Source organism: Rhizobium tropici CIAT 899 (genome assembly GCF_000330885.1).
GTDB lineage: Bacteria > Pseudomonadota > Alphaproteobacteria > Rhizobiales > Rhizobiaceae > Rhizobium > Rhizobium tropici.
Window position 1 is genome coordinate 1,909,059 of the sequence record NC_020059.1, and the last position, 17,330, is coordinate 1,926,388.

Consider the following 17,330-nt stretch of genomic DNA (forward strand, 5'->3'; position numbering starts at 1 on the left):
GAAATTGTTTGCTTAAATGACAACGAGCGCGATCACGTCCCAACGCCGATTTCGGCCAGGCGCCCGAGGCACGCTTCTTCGACATTGTCGAGTTCGCTCAGCGTGTCATCGATATCCTTACGCTTCTGACGCAGCTCGTCACGCTTCTCATCGACGCGCTTCATCAGCAGCTTCAGCTGGCCGATCTCGCCCGGAGGCTCCTTGTAGACCTGTATGATCTCGCGAATTTCGGCAATAGTGAAACCGATGCGGCGGCCGCGCAGAATTTCCATGATCAGACGCCGGTCGGCCGGGCGAAATAGGCGCGTGCGGCCTCTCCGCTCAGGTTGAATGAGGCCCTCGTCCTCATAGAACCTCAACGTTCGGGTCGAAACCCCGAATTCCCGAGTGAGCTCCGTTATGCTATAGTATCCGTCGACCAAGAATCCGCCCCTAATCTGCTGGCCATCATAATATTGACTTTTACGTAATAGTCAATTTTGACGGGTTGCGGTCAGCTCTTAATCCGCCAGTGCGGCACCAAATCATAGGCCCACAGGGTCTGAGAGGGCGAAATTTCCCGTAAATTCGATGGGAATAGTCATAGAGACAGCGGACACCTCGGCGATTCGAACGCCCGAATCAATGCGATGGGAAGTACGAAACGGTGGAATGCGGCGATTGTATCTTGAACAATGGCAGACGTCATTTAGCTGGAAGGCCTCCGGCTCGTCCGACGCCTCTAATTGGGTTCGCTTGAAATCTATATAAAAACAATTGGATGATGGAAAAGAGCTCATAGGGAAGCGCAGCCACCGAGGCGGTAGCATTGCCATCATCTTCCCCTTATCCTGACGGCCTCCTACCCATCTCCTCATTTCCGCTAGAGAGTGCCGTGTCTGTCCGCCCCATCATCCGCTTTCCCGATCCGCTATTGCGAACCCCCTCCGCTGCCGTGGCCGCTTTCGGCGACGATCTGCGGATGCTCGTCGATGATCTGCTGGACACCATGCGGGCCGCGCCTGGCGTCGGCATCACCGGCCCGCATATCGGCGTCCTCAAGCGGGTCGTCGTGATCGAACTCAGCCGCGAGGATGGCGTGCGCATCTATATCAATCCGGAAGTTCTGTGGTCATCGGCGGAAACCGTGCGGCATACGGAGGGTAGCGTTTCCATGCCCGGAGCGACAGAGGAGATCGTCAGACCGAAATCGATCCGCTTTCGTTATCGGGATATCGCCGGCGAAACCCATGAAGCGGAGGCGCATGACTTTCTGGCCATCTGCATTCAGCACGAGATCGACCAGCTTGACGGCATTTTCTGGCTGCAGCGGCTTTCCAAGCTCAAGCGCGACCGACTGGTGAAGAAATGGGAGAAGATGCAGGATTGATATAAGCAAACGGAAACGGGCGCCCGAGGGCGCCCGCTCTGCAAGAGGTTGGATCCGCGATCAGCCCTTGAGCTTGGTATTGCAGAGGCTGTAATAGCCGCCGCCCTTCTGGATCCACTTCAGGCCGCCGAGCGAATTGCTGGCCTTGGCGGCGTTGTAGGCGTCGACACAGGTGTGGAAGCGGCCCTTGCCGGGCGTCTCGGTAGCATATTTCGGGTCGACCTTTGCGGGGAAGGTTACGCCGGCCGGGGCAGCCGTGGTCGGCTTTGCCGGTTCTGCTGCCGGCGGCTTGGTAGCGTCGGGCTCATTGGCGTCGACCTTGGCTGCCGCGGTGGTCTTCGCCGGCTTGGCAGGCGTCGTAGCCGCCGGTGCAGTGGTTGCGGGAGCGGTGGTGGTGGTGGCGCTGGCGTCCGCGCTGCACTGCGTTGTGCGGAAGTCATTCCACTTCTGGCCGTTCAAGGTACCAGCAGTTTTGGCAGCCTGATATTTGGCGCTGCACTCTTTCATGGTTAGCGCAGAAGCCGAAGAAGCGAGGCCCATCGAGCCTACAACTGTGAGAGACGCAAAAGACATCAACAGAATGGCACGACTTGTCATTGGCATTTCCTCCGCTCTATGACGAATGTCGAAACTATTAATCGTATCGTCCCCATCGATTGTCAATCGACACGCGATCTGGAGGCGACGGAAGACACCATATGCGGACGAACATGAACGCAAACTGTACAAAAATAGCTATCGAAAAGAGTGACTTGACTGAAGCAGCAATCCTGGATGGCGGTTCATCCCTGTGCTGAGTTCAGCCGGAAACGGAAGAATCGATGGGCCGATTCACATTGCAATTTTACTTCCGTCATTCGCGGCCAGCGATACGCCTGGGCAAGGGCGATCCCAGATCAAATACAACCTATCATGAGCTTCGGTCTTGAAGTGCGGGCACCTCGCCCTAGTTTCCGTTATGCAGTTCCCCTCTCTATGCCCTGGATGCTCTCCCTTCCAGGGCATTTTTCTTTCAGACGTTTTTTCTGGAAGATAAGGCTGTCGAGAGACAATGCGCCAAAAGATTCGCCACAGCACTCAAATGAGTATAGGCTTATATCACCGTTGGCTACCGAACCCGTAGGCGCTAGCGGCTGAGAGAGGTGATTACTCTCGCCTGCGGAGGTCAAGGAGTTACCCGCATGACCTCGCATGATACTAGCGACAATATCCTAAGCGATCAGAAACTGCATGATCTTCTCAAGGCAGAAGACAGGATCGATCTTTTGGAGAAATCAAAACGCTTCGTTCCGAATGAATCGGAAGTACCGTTGGCAGAGGACGCTGAAGAGCGCTCCTGCGAGCTATAGCAGTTTTCGCCATCAAATCGGACAGGTCGTTTGACCTGTCCTGCCTAGCACTAAAATTCATCGCAACATCCAGCATCGTCTTCGGACGATCGCCGATCACCTTCACGCGTCATTGACAGTTTCGCCGAAGACCTGTTCAAACGCCTCACGCAGGCGGATATCGACATCCGCCATCATGACCGGCAAGCCGAGATCGACGAGGCTGGTGACACCATAGGCCGAAATTCCGCAAGGAATGATGCCGGTGAAATGCCCGAGATCGGGGTCGACGTTCAGCGAAAGGCCGTGAAACGTCACCCATTTGCGCACGCGGATGCCGAGCGCCGCAATCTTGTCTTCAGACACGGTGCCGTCAGCTAGAGTGGGCTTCTCCGGGCGCCTGACCCAAACGCCAACTCGATCCTCTCGCCGCTCGCCACGCACATTCATCGAATCAAGCGTGCGAATGATGACCTCCTCGAGCGCGCCGACGAAGGCGCGGATATCCTGCCGGCGACACTTGAGGTCCAGCATGACATAGGCGACGCGCTGACCTGGCCCGTGATAGGTATATTCGCCGCCGCGTCCGGTCGCAAAGACCGGGAATCGATCCGGCTCGATCAGATCGGCGGCATCGGCGCTGGTGCCCGCCGTATAGAGCGGAGGATGTTCGACCAGCCAGACGAGCTCCGGCGCTTGCCCTTCGGCAATCGCGGCCACCTCTGCCTCCATGGTGGCAACCGCCTCCTCATAAGGCACGAGACCGTCGCTGATCCGCCAGCGGACGGGCGGCGTACCTTGAACGGGAAACATCTGGTGAGAAAGTTCGGTGCGAAGCATATGGCAGTCCTTTGCGCGCCGCAGGCCGCATGTGTGGAAATCCTGCGCGCCGACGGGTTGTCCACATATGGCGCCATTCGGGCGGGAATTCAAACATGTAAGGCGTTTCGGCAGTATTCGCACATGTCAGATCGGAGGAGCTGTGAAGGAATTTAAAAAAACTGACATATCGCTCTTGTGCCCCCCGAATGCTTTTGCTACATGCAGCCGCGCCGGAGCAATCCGGCCTACCACGATGCGGTCGTGGCGGAATTGGTAGACGCGCAGCGTTGAGGTCGCTGTGGGGCAACCCGTGGAAGTTCGAGTCTTCTCGACCGCACCAAGAACCCGGCTTTGGCCGGGTTTTTTGTTTTTAAATCAATGCGTACCTAACGCTTTCTTCAGCACCACATTATCCCGCACGCCATCCCCCGCCCGCTGACGACACGCGAACCGATCAAAGCGTCGGGAATATTGCGATGCGGCCCCCGTTACCCACACAAGTTCCTCGCGAAATTCATGCCGAGAGATAGTTCGCCTACCCTGATGGCCCGGAACAGCCGTCGTATTTCCCTGGTCACTTGACTTCGCGCCCCTCTCTGGCACCGTGAACTTCTTCAGACAGGGGGAAGATGCATGACGCCGGAACGCTTTTCAGAATGCCTTTTGCATATACGCTGGACGCCCATCAATCTGGCGAGCGCTCTGCAATGTGACCTGTCATGGGTGGAGGCGCTGGAAGCTGGAAATGCCAAAGTCCCGGAAGGGTTGGCGGAATGGCTGGAAACCCTCGCGCAATGTCATGAGAAAGCCGGCGTTCCTACCACCTATCGCGGCCGTGGACACGACTGAGATTGAAGGAGACGAGCAGAGCTGGGGAACGATGGCAGTCCGGAAATGGCGACACTTCATTCCAAACGGAGGGATTGGAAATGAATGATGATTTTCGCTTGAAGCTTATCAAAATCAGAGGCGAAAAGATCGCCCATCGCAACGAACTGCTGGCGATGAAGATGCAGGGCATTGACGCGAAACAGATCGGAGAGGTCATCGATCTTGACGACATGATCGCCCGTGAACAACTCGCGATCGACACCCTCGACGATACGATTGCCCGATTAAGCTAGAAGTACTTAGGCCCGCGCCACGTCGAGGGAAGCCGCGCTCAATGCGCCACATCCTTGCTCAGATTGCGCAGCCTGATCTGATGGTCGAGGCGTTCGAGCTGCTTTGTTGTCGTCTCTATCAGCCGACCGACCTCCTGATAGGCGGTGCGCAGCCGCGATAGCTCGTTCCTGACGGCTTCCAGGGCGCGCTCATCGCTATCCTCTCCGGGTCCGTCACCCGATCCGGTCATCAACCATGCCGGTGAAACATCGAAAAGAGCCGACATCTTGGCCAGCGCGGAGGGATTGGGTTCGGCGCGATCTGATTCCCACGCAAGCATTGTCTCCTCGCTGACGCCAAGCTGTCCGGCCAGCGTTTCGAGGCTGATTCCCGCGGCATCGCGAGCCATGGACAGGCGTCCGCCAAGCGTGTCGCCGCCTTCATCCGAAAAAACGGTCGTCTCTTGTTCTGGTTTGAACATCGGTGCGATCCCTTTCCTGGTCGCGCCGGCAATTTTGTGCCGCGCAGTCATGTTTTAACCGGTTCCAAAGCTCCAGATAGGTCTAAGGGCGTCATCTCACCATGGCGATCTGTCCCATTTGGAAAAGTACGGCATTTGCGGATGGCTGCCACCGCATCTTGCAACCTGCCTTCAAGCGCGCCTTGATTGCATGTTTGCACTGTGTTTGAAGTTGACGCATGCTCGTCTCTTCCGCCGTTTCCACGCAGCAGAACCCACATCGAGGTATGACGATCATGGCAAGCGCCATGATCCTGCTGCCGACGATGGATGCAATCGCCAAATACATGGCGAGCTTCGAAGGCATGTCGCCGGGCCAGGTGACATTCTATCGCTTCTTCTTCCAGCTTGTGTGCATGCTGCCGCTTCTTACGACCGCAACCGGGAGGTCGGCCTTTTCGGCGAAGCGCCCATGGATGAACCTCTTACGTGGTGCACTGCATGGCGCTGCGAGCCTACTCTTTTTCGCCGCGGTCAAATACATGCCGCTTGCCGATGTCTTCGCGATCCATTTTGTCGAACCCTTCATGCTGACGGCCCTTTCTGCCCTGTTTCTCGGCGATAAGGTCGGCTGGAGACGGTGGCTGGCAATCGCCGTCGGCTTCGTTGGCGCGATGATCGTCATCCAGCCGAGTTTCGAGATTTTCGGATTGAAGGCACTGCTGCCCGTTGCCTGCGCCTTCCTCTTTGCTCTCTATCTGTTCATGAACCGAGCCGTCGGCGAAGCGGATTCGCCGATTACGATGCAGATCATGGCCGGTGTTGGTGGCACGCTGTTCATGTCAGTCACCCTGTTGGTCGGAGCATCCGCTGGCATCGCTGACTTCGAGCCATCTCTACCCGCATCGACGTTTGGACTGGTGCTTCTGCTGATTCTCGGTTCGATTTCAGGCTACGCCCATATGCTCGTCGTCAGAGCCTTCCGACTGGCGCCACTGTCGCTGCTTGCTCCATTCCAGTATTTCGAGATCATTTCCGCCACCGTTCTCGGCTATGCGATCTTCGGCGATTTTCCTAATCTTTCCAAATGGATCGGCATTGCCATCATCGTCGGCTCCGGCCTCTTCATCATCTGGCGGGAGCGTATGCAGTCGAGTTTGGAAAAAACGACGTAAGCGCGGATATGTTGCGCATGGACCAGGCAAGCAATTTATGGCTAAAACACTGACTGAATAGAGTATTTGGGCGGAGATTGCATGTTCAAGAAAATCCTCATCGCAAATCGCGGCGAGATTGCCTGCCGCGTGATCAAGACTGCGCGCCGCATGGGCATTCTCACGGTCGCCGTCTATTCCGATGCTGATCGGGATGCTCTTCATGTCGAAATGGCGGATGAATCAGTCCATATCGGCCCCGCTCCCGCTGCCGAAAGCTATCTCGTCGCCGACAAGATCATCGCTGCCTGCAAGGAGACGGGCGCCGAGGCGGTTCATCCGGGCTACGGCTTTCTGTCCGAGCGCGCCTCCTTTTGTGCGGCGCTAGAAAAGGAAGGCATCGTCTTCATCGGCCCGAAGCCGAAGGCGATCGAAGCCATGGGCGACAAGATCGAATCGAAGAAATTCGCCAATGCGGCCAAGGTTTCCACCGTTCCGGGCCATCTCGGCATCATCGATGATGCCGATCATGCCGAAAGAATCGCCGCCGAGATCGGCTATCCTGTCATGATCAAGGCGTCCGCCGGCGGCGGCGGCAAGGGCATGCGCATCGCCTGGAGCAAGGACGAAGTGCGCGACGGTTTCGAGCGCGCCCGTTCGGAGGCGAAAAGCTCGTTCGGCGACGACCGCGTCTTCATCGAAAAATTCGTGGTCGACCCCCGACATATTGAAATCCAGGTATTGGCCGACGCTCACGGAAATGTCGTCTATCTCGGCGAGCGTGAATGCTCCATCCAGCGCCGGAACCAGAAGGTCGTCGAAGAAGCGCCCTCGCCTTTCCTGGACGAAGCGACGCGCAAGGCCATGGGCGAGCAGTCCGTGGCGCTCGCCAAGGCCGTCGATTACCAAAGTGCCGGCACGGTCGAATTCATCGTCGATCGCGACCGGAATTTCTATTTCCTCGAAATGAACACCCGCCTGCAGGTCGAGCATCCGGTCACGGAGCTTGTCACCGGCATCGATCTCGTCGAGCAGATGATCCGTGTTGCAGCCGGCGAGAAACTGCCGTTCAAGCAGGCGGACATCGGGCTCCATGGCTGGGCCATCGAAAGCCGCCTTTATGCGGAAGATCCCTATCGCAACTTCCTGCCCTCGATCGGCCGCTTGACGCGCTATCGTCCGCCGCGTGAAGGCAAGACCGAGACATCGGTCGTGCGCAACGACACTGGCGTCTTCGAAGGCGCCGAAATCTCCATGTATTACGATCCGATGATCGCCAAGCTCTGCACCTGGGCTCCGACGAGGTTGGAGGCAATCGAAGCGATGGGCGAAGCCCTGGATGGTTTTGTGGTCGATGGCATCGAGCATAATATGCCGTTCCTCTCGGCTCTGATGAAGCATCCGCGCTGGCGCGAAGGCCGCCTCTCCACGGGCTTCATTGCCGAGGAATATCCTGATGGCTTCGCGCCGGTGACGCCGGACGAAGACCAAACCGCTCTGCTGTCGACAATCGCCCTTTCCTGCAGCCTGATCGAATCCAACCGCCGCGAGCGCTATGCCGACCGGCTGCGTCCAGCCGCCGCGCCGCTGCGGGAGAGCTGGATCGTCAAGCTTGGTGCCGACTATCTGCCTGTGACGTTGCTTGAAGGCGTGGTGACCATTCCCTTCGAGATGGACATACAGATCGGCACCCAAACCGTAACTGTCGCGACCGACTGGCGTCCCGGCGATTCGGTATGGGCCGGCACCGTCGGCGACCGCAAGCTGACAGCCCAGATCCGTACCGTGCTCAATGGTCTGCGCATCGATTGGCAGGGCATTTCCGTCCGGACGAGGGTGTTTACGCCGCGTCAGGCCGAACTCGACAAGCTGATGCCGGTCAAATTGCCGCCGGATACGTCGAAGCTCCTGCTCTGCCCCATGCCGGGCTTGGTCGTCGCGATTGCCGTCGCGGAGGGACAGGAGGTCAAGGCAGGCGAAACGCTGGCCATTGTTGAGGCAATGAAGATGGAAAATGTCCTGCGAGCCGAACGCGATCTGGTCATCGGCAAGATCAACGCCAAGCCGGGCGAAAGCCTCGCCGTTGACGCCGTGATCATGGAATTCACCTGATCGAGAAGCTTCGCCATCGCAGCCATGTGGAAAAAGCCGCGCGGCGATTGCTCGGCTAAAACATGATAATTGCGACGCTAAGTGTCTGATTTTGGCTTGAGCCGCCCCATATGCCCATGCCAATGTCGCGCGGACCAAATCATAGCAGGAAGGGACGAGATCATGGACGTAAGAGCAGCGGTTGCGGTTGCGGCTGGCAAGCCGCTTGAGGTGATGACGGTTCAGCTGGAGGGGCCGAGAGCCGGCGAAGTGCTGATCGAGGTCAAGGCGACCGGCATCTGCCACACCGATGATTTCACACTCTCGGGCGCCGATCCGGAAGGCCTGTTTCCGGCCATCCTCGGCCATGAGGGTGCCGGCATCGTCGTCGATGTCGGTCCGGGGGTGACTTCGGTGAAGAAGGGCGATCACGTCATTCCGCTCTACACCCCCGAATGCCGCGAATGCCCCTCCTGCCTCTCGCGCAAGACCAATCTCTGCACGGCGATCCGCTCGACGCAAGGGCAAGGCCTGATGCCGGACGGCACCTCGCGCTTCTCGATCGGCAAGGACAAGATCCATCACTATATGGGCTGCTCGACCTTCGCCAATTACACCGTGCTGCCGGAGATTGCCGTTGCCAAGGTCAACCCGGACGCCCCCTTCGACAAGATCTGCTACATCGGCTGCGGCGTGACGACAGGCATCGGTGCGGTCATCAACACCGCCAAGGTGGAGATGGGCGCAACCGCCATCGTCTTCGGCCTCGGCGGCATCGGCCTCAATGTCATCCAGGGCCTGAAGCTTGCCGGTGCCGACATGATCATCGGTGTCGATCTCAACAATGACAAGAAGGCCTGGGGTGAGCGCTTCGGCATGACGCATTTCGTCAATCCGAAGGAAGTCGGTGACGACATCGTGCCTTATCTCGTCAACATGACGAAGCGCGGGGCCGACCAGATCGGCGGCGCCGACTATACCTTCGACTGCACCGGCAACACCAAGGTGATGCGCCAGGCGCTGGAAGCAAGCCATCGCGGCTGGGGCAAGTCGGTGGTCATCGGCGTTGCCGGCGCCGGCCAGGAGATCTCGACGCGCCCGTTCCAGCTGGTGACGGGCCGCTCGTGGATGGGAACGGCCTTCGGCGGCGCGCGTGGCCGCACCGATGTGCCGAAGATCGTCGACTGGTACATGGAGGGCAAGATCCAGATCGATCCGATGATCACCCACACCATGCCGCTTGAGGACATCAACAAGGGCTTCGAGCTCATGCACTCCGGCGAAAGCATCCGAAGCGTCGTGCTGTATTGAGGTTCAAAGTCACGGAAAGAAACGTATGCGGCGCGTGAGGAATGCGCCGCATATAGCTGAAAAGATTTGATATCATGATTTATGTCGACGCCGACGCCTGCCCGGTTAAGCCGGAAATCCTGAAGGTTGCCGAACGCCACGGCATCGAGGTGACCTTCGTCGCCAATTCGGGACTACGGCCGTCGCGAGACCCGATGGTGCACAACGTCATCGTCTCCAACGCCTTCGACGCTGCCGACAACTGGATCGCCGAGCATGCCGGCGCCGGCGACATCGTCGTCACCGCCGATGTGCCGCTTGCCGGCCGTTGCGTCGCGACCGGAGCGTTGGTGACGGGGCCGACCGGCCGGATCTTCGACAAGACGAATATCGGCATGGCAACGGCCATGCGCGATCTCGGCGCGCACCTTCGCGAAACCGGCGAGAGCAAGGGCTACAATGCCGCCTTCTCGCCGCGCGACCGCTCCGCCTTTCTCGAAACCTTCGACCGGCTCTGCCGGCGTGCCAAAGCATGATCCCAAAAAGTGCGCAGCGGTTTTTGGATAAGATCATGCAAAATCAAAATCCCAGGGCTTGATGGCGTTTCGAAGAAAAGCAATCAAGCTCTGAAACCAACCAAACGCCTGGAGACCAGCCGTGAACATTATTTCCCAGAACACCGCCTTCGGCGGCATGCAGGGCGTCTTCTCGCATGAATCCGAAGCCTGCAAATGCGAGATGACCTTTGCGGTCTTCGTACCGCCGCAGGCGATCAAGGAGCCCCGCCCGGTCCTCTGGTATCTTTCCGGCCTCACCTGCACGCACGCCAATGTCATGGAAAAGGGCGAGTATCGCCGCATGGCCGCCGAGCTTGGCCTGATCATCGTCTGCCCCGATACCAGCCCGCGCGGCAATGACGTGCCGGATGAGCTGACCAACTGGCAGATGGGCAAGGGCGCCGGCTTCTATCTCGACGCCACCGAGACGCCCTGGGCCGAAAACTATCAGATGTACACCTACATCACCGAGGAACTGCCCGCGCTCATATCAAAGCAATTCCGCGCCGACATGAGCCGTCAGAGCATCTTCGGCCATTCCATGGGCGGCCATGGCGCCATGACGATTGCGTTGAAGAACCCGGACCGCTTCAAGAGCTGCTCCGCTTTTGCTCCCATCGTGCAGCCGTCGACAGCCGATTGGTCCGCCCCTGCGCTGGAGAAATATTTGGGCAGCGACAAGACCGCTTGGCGCCGCTACGACGCCTGTGCGCTTGTCGAAGACGGCGCCCGATTCCCCGAATTCCTGATCGACCAGGGCAAGGCCGACAGCTTCCTCGAAAACGGCCTGCGTCCCTGGCTCTTCGAAGACGCGATCAAGGGCACGGATATCAGCCTGACGCTGCGTATGCACGAGCGCTACGACCACTCCTACTATTTCATCTCCAGCTTTATGGAGGATCACCTGAAGTGGCATGCCGAACGGCTGGAAAAGTAAAGGTAGTGCGATCGCCTTGAAATAGGCAGTCGGCAAAGGCATATAGAAAGCACGCAGACGACTGCGGCGGCCAACATCCAAAATTGGCCGTAGACATCGCGGGGACGGCCTCGCTCTTACCAAAGGAGCGTAAAATGGCTTGGTTTCTGCTTTTCCTCGCAGGCTTGTTTGAAATCGGCTGGGCCGTCGGCCTGAAATATACCGACGGGTTCACCCGGCTGGTGCCGACTGTTCTCACCGTCATTTCCATGGTCATCAGTGTCGTGCTTCTCGGTCTGGCCGTAAAGACCCTCCCCATGGGCACGGCCTATGCGGTCTGGACCGGCATCGGCACCGTCGGCACGGTTCTGCTTGGCATATGGTTGCTCGGCGATCCCGCGACCTTTGTGCGGCTGCTCTGCATTGGCCTCATCGTGGCCGGCATAGCCGGCCTGAAGCTTGCTGCTTAAGATGCGGCGGTCATCGGCGCTGGCGATTATCCAGCGCCCAGCTTCCCGGCCCGGCAAACACCAGAAACAGGAAGATGAAGCAGAACAGGATCGCCCCGTCTCCCTGATTGTTGGCCGGGAAGAAGTCGATCTGCATATGCACCATGAAATAGGCTATCGCCATTTCACCGCCCAGGAGAAAGGCGATCGGCCGGGTGAAAAGCCCAAGCAGCACAAGGATGCCGCCGACAAGTTCAATAACTCCCGCCACGAAGAAAAGCGTCGTGATTGCGTAAGGCGCCGGCGGAAAGCCGAAGACCTTTTGCGTACCGTGCTCGATGAACAGTAGCGCAGTTATGATTCGCAAGATGGCAAGGGCGGCGGGCTGATAAGGCGACAAGCGCTCGGATGGAAACATGAGGATCTCCGTTCGATAGGGGATGCGAAGGAGATCCTGTCAGAAGTGCTCTCGCTTCGCTGATAACGGAGTAAACACGCGAGAGACGAATTTATTCGCCGGACCCGGCAATTTAACCGAGCCCGACGAAGAGACCGGTTACTTACTTCTTGTTGTTGTCGATCGCCAGCAGGCCCGGGCCTGCGAAGATCAGGAACAGGAAGACGAAGCAGTAGAGGATCGCCGCGTCACCGCCGTTGTTGGCCGGGAAGAAATTCTTCGGATAATGCGCCATGAAATAGGCGACCGCCATGTTGCCGCACAGAATGAACGCGACCGGACGGGTAAAGAAGCCCACGATCGTTGCCAATCCACCGACAACTTCAAGGATACCCTGAACCAGAAGCAAGGTCGGCAGCGGGCTTGGGAACTGACCGCCGAGCGGAAAGCCAAACAGCTTCTGCAAGCCGTGTTCGATAAACAACGCGCCAGTGACGACGCGCAAGACAGTAAGAGCATAGGGCTGATATTGATTCAGCCGATCGGAAAGCGCCATGTTAAACTCCAGTTTTAACTCCCCCACGAGGAAGCAATAGAGCGCACGACTGAGAACGTGAAAACACGGCTTCTGACACCAGATCAATTTTCCGTGTGATATCCGTGACTTGTTGTCACGGACTCAAAGCGGGATGTTGTCGTGCTTCTTCCAGGGATTGGTCAGATCCTTGTTGCGCAACATTCTGAGACCCTGTGCCAGCCGCCGCCGGGTCGAGCGCGGCATGATCACTTCGTCGATATAGCCGCGCTCCGCGGCAACGAAGGGCGACAGGAAACGGTCTTCGTACATCTTCGTATGCGCTGCAATCTTCTCCGGATCGGCAATATCCTTGCGGAAGATAATCTCCACGGCGCCCTTGGCGCCCATGACGGCGATCTGTGCTGTCGGCCAGGCATAGTTGAGATCGCCGCGCAGATGCTTCGAGGCCATGACGTCATAGGCGCCGCCGAACGCTTTGCGGGTGATAACCGTCAGCTTCGGCACAGTCGCTTCGGCATAGGCGAAGAGCAGCTTGGCGCCGTGCTTGATCAGGCCGCCATATTCCTGTGCCGTTCCCGGCAGGAAGCCCGGCACGTCGACGAAGGTGACGATCGGGATATTGAAGCAATCGCAGAAGCGCACGAAGCGCGCCGCCTTTCGCGACGCGTCACTGTCGAGAACGCCGGCAAGCACCATCGGCTGATTGGCGACGAAGCCGATGGTGGCGCCCTCGATGCGACCGAAACCGCAGACGATATTCTTGGCGAAACTTTCCTGGATCTCGAAGAAATCGCCCTCGTCCGCAACCTTCAGGATCAGTTCCTTGATGTCATAGGGTTTGTTGGCATTCGCCGGGATCAGCGTATCGAGCGAATTATCCGGTTCAGTCACCGACTGATAGCATTCGATTTCCGGCACCGCGGCCGTGTTCGATTGCGGCAGGAAATCGACGAGACGGCGCACCTGCAGGAGCGTGTCGACATCATTGTCGTAGGCGGCGTCGGCAATCGAAGATTTCGTCGTGTGCACCGAGGCGCCGCCGAGCTGTTCGGATGTCACGGTCTCATTGGTGACGGTCTTCACCACATCCGGCCCGGTGACGAACATGTAGGATGTGTCGCGCACCATGAAGATGAAGTCGGTCATGGCTGGGGAATAGACGTCGCCGCCGGCGCAGGGGCCCATGATGACGGAAATCTGCGGAATGACGCCGGAGGCCAGTACGTTACGCTGGAATACCTCAGCATAACCGCCGAGTGCGGCCACGCCTTCCTGAATGCGGGCGCCGCCGGCATCGTAGATCCCAATAATCGGCGCCCGGTTCTTTAGCGCCATATCTTGCACTTTGGTGATCTTTTCCGCATGTGCCTCTGAAAGAGACCCACCGAAGACTGTGAAATCCTTGGCAAAAATGAAGACAGTTCGTCCGTTGACCGTGCCCCAACCGGTCACGACGCCGTCGCCGGCAATCTTGCTCTTGTCCATGCCGAAATCGGTTGAGCGATGCTCGACGAACATATCGAACTCTTCGAAAGAGCCCTCATCGAGAAAGATATCGATGCGCTCACGAGCCGTCAGCTTGCCGCGGGCGTGCTGTGCGTCGATGCGCACCTGCCCGCCGCCGAGCCTTGCAATCTCGCGACGGCGTTCCAGTTCCTGCAGGATTTCCTTCATGCGGCCCTCTCTCCATCATCGCTCGGGCTTAGCATGGCGCGAGCCTTGTTTGAAGCTGTCGGCTTAGTTTGCGAGCCGTGGTGTGTTCAGCGAAAAGATGGAACGAACCCGCGCGGCGATGTCTTCCGCCATCAGCTCATCTGCGGTGGCAGGATCAGGAGCGACAGTTCTGGTCTCGAACGATGCCATGGCAATCACAGCGCCGCCATCGGCTGCCGCAGCGTCGATATTGATCTTGGCGCTGCTGCGGTCACGATTGAAGCCGCGCGCCTTGCGGACGTCGCTCAATCGGACTGTGATGGCAACCGCTGGCAGTTGCGGACCGAAGCTCGTAGCGGCGATCGCGGCGTTGACGCGATCATTGACGGCTGCAACCAATGCCGGCGACACCGGCGGCAGTGCCTGATCGGCTATGACGGTTGCGCTGCGCACGGCATAGGTTGGAGGCGGAGGATCCACGGACCAGCTCGAGCAAGCGGCCAATGCCAGACTTCCCACGAGCGCCGGTATGGCTCTCGGCCTCCACAACAACATGATCCCTGCCCCGACTTTCGAATTTGCAAGATATGCAGATCGATATAAAGGACTGGAAATCAACAATATTCAACTGCGAAGCGCGGAAAAAACCGCGGCCGCGGCCTGAAATTCTTCAAAACGTTGTGCACGACGCTGCTCGGCTTCTTCGTCGCCGCCCCAATGCTCAATTGTCCAATCCTCGTCGAGATGAGCGAGCGCCCAGACCTCGGCAAGCGGCAGAAAACCTTTCGCAAAGGCCAGCGCCAGGATCGCCGAACCAGTCAGTGTGGTGATCGTGTGCAAGCTCGCGATCTCCATCGGTGTGTCAAACTCGCGCAAAGCAGCGGCGAAGGCCGCAATAGCCTCTTTAGGCTGCTCCTGGTGCATGACGCCTTCGGCCAGGATGAAGCGAGCGCCTAGGTCGCGCGCTGCCCATTCGATCACCGGATTCCAGCGCTCTGATTGCCGCTCGACGAGCCGCTCGGGACCGTCGGCGCGGTAGCAAAGCAGATCGCTGCCGGAGAAGCGGACGATTTCGTCGAATACAGCCTGGCTCTCCGTCGCAACGCCATCGATGGCGGTATTGACGAGGCGCGTCACAGGCATGCTCGCGGGATCGATCACGTCAACCTGACGTGCCCATTCTGCAGCCACCAGTCTGGCAAGCGCTTCCGTCGGCAAGGCCAGGGAATGCCGCGCCGGCGTCTTCACCACCTTGCCATCCAGAGCGATGGCGTGACCGCCCTCGTCCGCGCTGATCGTCACATCCTTGTAGAAGCGCTTCGGCAACGGCTTCTTCATCTGGATCTGAGCGCGGCGGATCGGATCGGGATGGCTGAGACCTTCGGAAAGATCGTTCAACAGGTCGCGCATGGCGTCACCTCAGAGAATATGGCTCAACAAATCGTTCGGATGGTGGGCAATGGCATCGGCGCCTGCCGCCAGCAGCTCCTCGACGGAAGCATAGCCCCAGGCAACGCCGATGGCAGTCGCACCCGCCGACTTCGCCATCTGCATGTCGTAGATGGCGTCGCCGATCACGATCGTGTCGTGCGGATCCATGCCAGTCTCGTCGCAGCATTCCGTGACCATCGCCGGATGCGGCTTGGACGGGCAGTCGTCGGCGGTGCGCGAGACAATGAAATAGGGCGCGAAGTCGTTGACCTCAAGGATATGGGTCAAGCCGCGGCGGGATTTACCCGTGACGGCACCGATCAGCAGTTCGTCGCGGGCAGCAAGCGTCTCGATCAGCGGCTTGATGCCGTCGAAAAGCGGCGTCTGCATGTCGGCCTCGTCTCGCACCTCCGGAAAGATCGACTTGTAATGCGCCGTCATCGCGATCGCTTCGTCGTCGACATGCGGCTTGCCCTGCAGGCGGGCGATGGCGATATCGAGCGTCAAGCCGATGATCGATTTCGTCGCAGAAACATCGGGGCGCTTATAGCCGAAGGCCACGAAGGTGCGCGCCATAACCTCATGGATCAGCCGCGCGCTGTCGACCAGCGTGCCGTCACAATCAAATAGGACCAGCTTCATTCGTCGTCCGGCTCCCCTGCCGATTCCATATCGAAACCGAGAAGGTTCCAGGTCTGAACCATATGCGGCGGCAAAGGCGCGGTGACGCGCAGGCGTCCGCCGCTCGGATGCGGGATATCGATATGGCGCGCATGCAGATGCAGGCGCTTCTGGACACCGCCCGGAAAATCCCAATTCGGATCGTCGTCGAAATATTTAGGGTCGCCGATGATCGGATGGCCCATATGCAGCGCATGGACACGCAGCTGATGGGTACGACCGGTATAGGGCTCCATTTCCAGCCAGGCGAGGCTCTGCGCCGCGGTCTCGAGCACGCGATAGTAGGAGATGGCGTGATCGGCGCCCTCTTCTCCATGCTTGGCGATGCGCATGCGGTCGCCATCGGCCGTCGCTTCCTTCACCAGCCAAGTGGAGATCTTGTCCTCATGCTTACGCGGCACGCCCTTGACCAGCGACCAATAGGTCTTCTTGGTGTCGCGCTCGCGGAACGCCGCCGTCAGCTTCTGCGCCGCACCGCGCGTGCGGGCAACGACTAGGACACCTGACGTGTCGCGGTCGAGACGATGTACTAGGCGCGGCTTCTCGCCCTTCTTGCTCGTCCATGCCTCGAGCATCTTGTCGATATGACGTGTCAGGCCGGAGCCGCCCTGTACCGCGAGGCCGGCCGGCTTGTTCAGCACATAGACCTTGTCGTCTTCATGCAGCAGCATGCGTGCTAGAAGCTCGCCGTCGCCGGCATGTTTGAGGTCGTTGCTGGCGATGGGGCCGCTCTTCGGGCCCTTGGCATCGACGTCGAGAGGCGGCACGCGCACCACCTGCCCCGGCTGCACGCGCGCATCCGTCTTGACGCGGCCGCCATCGACGCGCACTTGACCGGACCGCAGCAGCTTCTGCAACTGACCAAAGCCAAGTCCTGGGAAATGCACCTTGAACCAGCGGTCGAGGCGCATGCCGGCTTCATCAGGCTCGACCTGTATATGTTCAATCCCGGCCATTCTTCTTCTTTCAAACACCGCGGCATGTCCCGGGAAATGCCAAACGCGCGTTGGACGGGATCATGCCTATTCAAACCATGGGACATCGGCCCCGCAGCCGGAGATTTCCCGGCCTTTTGACGTGGCTTTAGAGC

At 58.8% G+C, this 17,330-nt stretch carries 21 protein-coding genes and 1 tRNA gene; 11 read left to right on the forward strand and 11 right to left on the reverse strand.

Annotation, left to right across the window (positions count from 1 at the left end):
- Window positions 1-32: 32 nt before the first annotated feature.
- Window positions 33-422 (reverse strand): MerR family transcriptional regulator, encoded by a 390-nt coding sequence (locus RTCIAT899_RS09365; protein WP_015339981.1) that lies wholly within the window; start codon window positions 420-422, stop codon window positions 33-35.
- 452 nt (window positions 423-874) lie between these two features.
- On the opposite strand from RTCIAT899_RS09365, the gene RTCIAT899_RS09370 reads away from it, so the two are divergent.
- On the forward strand, window positions 875-1,369 hold the full coding sequence (locus RTCIAT899_RS09370; protein ID WP_041677454.1) for a peptide deformylase: 495 nt from the start codon (window positions 875-877) through the stop codon (window positions 1,367-1,369).
- Window positions 1,370-1,429: 60 nt separating this feature from the next.
- Here the strand turns inward: RTCIAT899_RS09370 and RTCIAT899_RS09375 are convergent, their stop codons facing one another.
- The gene (locus RTCIAT899_RS09375) at window positions 1,430-1,966 is read right to left on the reverse strand and encodes a hypothetical protein (protein ID WP_041677455.1); all 537 of its coding nucleotides are present in this window, start codon (window positions 1,964-1,966) and stop codon (window positions 1,430-1,432) included.
- A gap of 584 nt (window positions 1,967-2,550) precedes the next feature.
- Here RTCIAT899_RS09375 and RTCIAT899_RS33485 point away from each other — a divergent pair.
- Window positions 2,551-2,718: a hypothetical protein gene (locus tag RTCIAT899_RS33485; protein ID WP_015339984.1), complete on the forward strand. Its 168-nt coding sequence runs from the start codon at window positions 2,551-2,553 to the stop codon at window positions 2,716-2,718.
- A gap of 102 nt (window positions 2,719-2,820) precedes the next feature.
- Here the strand turns inward: RTCIAT899_RS33485 and lipB are convergent, their stop codons facing one another.
- Window positions 2,821-3,537, reverse strand: a complete 717-nt coding sequence (lipB, locus tag RTCIAT899_RS09380; protein ID WP_015339985.1) for a lipoyl(octanoyl) transferase LipB — start codon at window positions 3,535-3,537, stop codon at window positions 2,821-2,823.
- A gap of 237 nt (window positions 3,538-3,774) precedes the next feature.
- Here lipB and RTCIAT899_RS09385 point away from each other — a divergent pair.
- The 3 genes from RTCIAT899_RS09385 (at window position 3,775) to RTCIAT899_RS09395 (ending at window position 4,643) form a co-directional block, all read left to right on the forward strand.
- A tRNA-Leu gene (locus tag RTCIAT899_RS09385) sits at window positions 3,775-3,859 on the forward strand.
- 293 nt (window positions 3,860-4,152) lie between these two features.
- Window positions 4,153-4,368 (forward strand): hypothetical protein, encoded by a 216-nt coding sequence (locus RTCIAT899_RS09390; protein WP_015339986.1) that lies wholly within the window; start codon window positions 4,153-4,155, stop codon window positions 4,366-4,368.
- Between the two features lie 2 nt (window positions 4,369-4,370).
- On the forward strand, window positions 4,371-4,643 hold the full coding sequence (locus tag RTCIAT899_RS09395) for a hypothetical protein (protein WP_135488155.1): 273 nt from the start codon (window positions 4,371-4,373) through the stop codon (window positions 4,641-4,643).
- Window positions 4,644-4,681: 38 nt separating this feature from the next.
- Here the strand turns inward: RTCIAT899_RS09395 and RTCIAT899_RS09400 are convergent, their stop codons facing one another.
- Window positions 4,682-5,104 carry a helix-turn-helix domain-containing protein gene (locus RTCIAT899_RS09400; protein ID WP_041677456.1) on the reverse strand — a complete coding sequence of 141 codons (423 nt, stop codon included), beginning with the start codon at window positions 5,102-5,104 and terminating at the stop codon, window positions 4,682-4,684.
- Window positions 5,105-5,322: 218 nt separating this feature from the next.
- Between RTCIAT899_RS09400 and RTCIAT899_RS09405 the strand changes: the two genes are divergently transcribed.
- The 6 genes from RTCIAT899_RS09405 to sugE all read left to right on the forward strand — a co-directional run bounded on the left by RTCIAT899_RS09405 (window position 5,323) and on the right by sugE (window position 11,561).
- Window positions 5,323-6,258: a DMT family transporter gene (locus tag RTCIAT899_RS09405; RefSeq protein ID WP_015339989.1), complete on the forward strand. Its 936-nt coding sequence runs from the start codon at window positions 5,323-5,325 to the stop codon at window positions 6,256-6,258.
- A gap of 81 nt (window positions 6,259-6,339) precedes the next feature.
- Window positions 6,340-8,349: an acetyl-CoA carboxylase biotin carboxylase subunit gene (locus RTCIAT899_RS09410; RefSeq protein ID WP_015339990.1), complete on the forward strand. Its 2,010-nt coding sequence runs from the start codon at window positions 6,340-6,342 to the stop codon at window positions 8,347-8,349.
- Between the two features lie 162 nt (window positions 8,350-8,511).
- On the forward strand, window positions 8,512-9,639 hold the full coding sequence (locus RTCIAT899_RS09415) for an S-(hydroxymethyl)glutathione dehydrogenase/class III alcohol dehydrogenase (protein WP_015339991.1): 1,128 nt from the start codon (window positions 8,512-8,514) through the stop codon (window positions 9,637-9,639).
- A gap of 74 nt (window positions 9,640-9,713) precedes the next feature.
- Complete coding sequence (locus RTCIAT899_RS09420) at window positions 9,714-10,154, forward strand: YaiI/YqxD family protein (RefSeq protein ID WP_015339992.1); 441 nt, start codon at window positions 9,714-9,716, stop codon at window positions 10,152-10,154.
- Between the two features lie 121 nt (window positions 10,155-10,275).
- Entirely contained in the window at window positions 10,276-11,112 is an 837-nt protein-coding gene (fghA, locus tag RTCIAT899_RS09425) for an S-formylglutathione hydrolase (protein ID WP_015339993.1), read from the forward strand.
- A gap of 134 nt (window positions 11,113-11,246) precedes the next feature.
- Complete coding sequence (gene sugE, locus RTCIAT899_RS09430; RefSeq protein WP_015339994.1) at window positions 11,247-11,561, forward strand: quaternary ammonium compound efflux SMR transporter SugE; 315 nt, start codon at window positions 11,247-11,249, stop codon at window positions 11,559-11,561.
- Window positions 11,562-11,571: 10 nt separating this feature from the next.
- Here sugE and RTCIAT899_RS09435 read toward each other — a convergent pair whose 3' ends face one another.
- The 7 genes from RTCIAT899_RS09435 to RTCIAT899_RS09465 all read right to left on the reverse strand — a co-directional run bounded on the left by RTCIAT899_RS09435 (window position 11,572) and on the right by RTCIAT899_RS09465 (window position 17,196).
- Window positions 11,572-11,958 (reverse strand): DoxX family protein, encoded by a 387-nt coding sequence (locus tag RTCIAT899_RS09435; RefSeq protein ID WP_015339995.1) that lies wholly within the window; start codon window positions 11,956-11,958, stop codon window positions 11,572-11,574.
- Between the two features lie 142 nt (window positions 11,959-12,100).
- Window positions 12,101-12,493, reverse strand: coding sequence for a DoxX family protein (locus RTCIAT899_RS09440; RefSeq protein WP_015339996.1), 393 nt, complete (start codon window positions 12,491-12,493; stop codon window positions 12,101-12,103).
- Window positions 12,494-12,616: 123 nt separating this feature from the next.
- The gene (locus RTCIAT899_RS09445; RefSeq protein WP_015339997.1) at window positions 12,617-14,149 is read right to left on the reverse strand and encodes an acyl-CoA carboxylase subunit beta; all 1,533 of its coding nucleotides are present in this window, start codon (window positions 14,147-14,149) and stop codon (window positions 12,617-12,619) included.
- A gap of 63 nt (window positions 14,150-14,212) precedes the next feature.
- The gene (locus RTCIAT899_RS09450) at window positions 14,213-14,608 is read right to left on the reverse strand and encodes a hypothetical protein (RefSeq protein ID WP_015339998.1); all 396 of its coding nucleotides are present in this window, start codon (window positions 14,606-14,608) and stop codon (window positions 14,213-14,215) included.
- Between the two features lie 144 nt (window positions 14,609-14,752).
- Window positions 14,753-15,538, reverse strand: coding sequence for an ATP12 family chaperone protein (locus RTCIAT899_RS09455; RefSeq protein ID WP_015339999.1), 786 nt, complete (start codon window positions 15,536-15,538; stop codon window positions 14,753-14,755).
- A gap of 9 nt (window positions 15,539-15,547) precedes the next feature.
- Window positions 15,548-16,201 (reverse strand): HAD-IA family hydrolase, encoded by a 654-nt coding sequence (locus RTCIAT899_RS09460; RefSeq protein WP_015340000.1) that lies wholly within the window; start codon window positions 16,199-16,201, stop codon window positions 15,548-15,550.
- Complete coding sequence (locus RTCIAT899_RS09465; RefSeq protein WP_015340001.1) at window positions 16,198-17,196, reverse strand: RluA family pseudouridine synthase; 999 nt, start codon at window positions 17,194-17,196, stop codon at window positions 16,198-16,200. Before RTCIAT899_RS09465 ends, RTCIAT899_RS09460 begins: the two co-directional genes overlap by 4 nt.
- Between the last annotated feature and the right edge of the window lie 134 nt (window positions 17,197-17,330).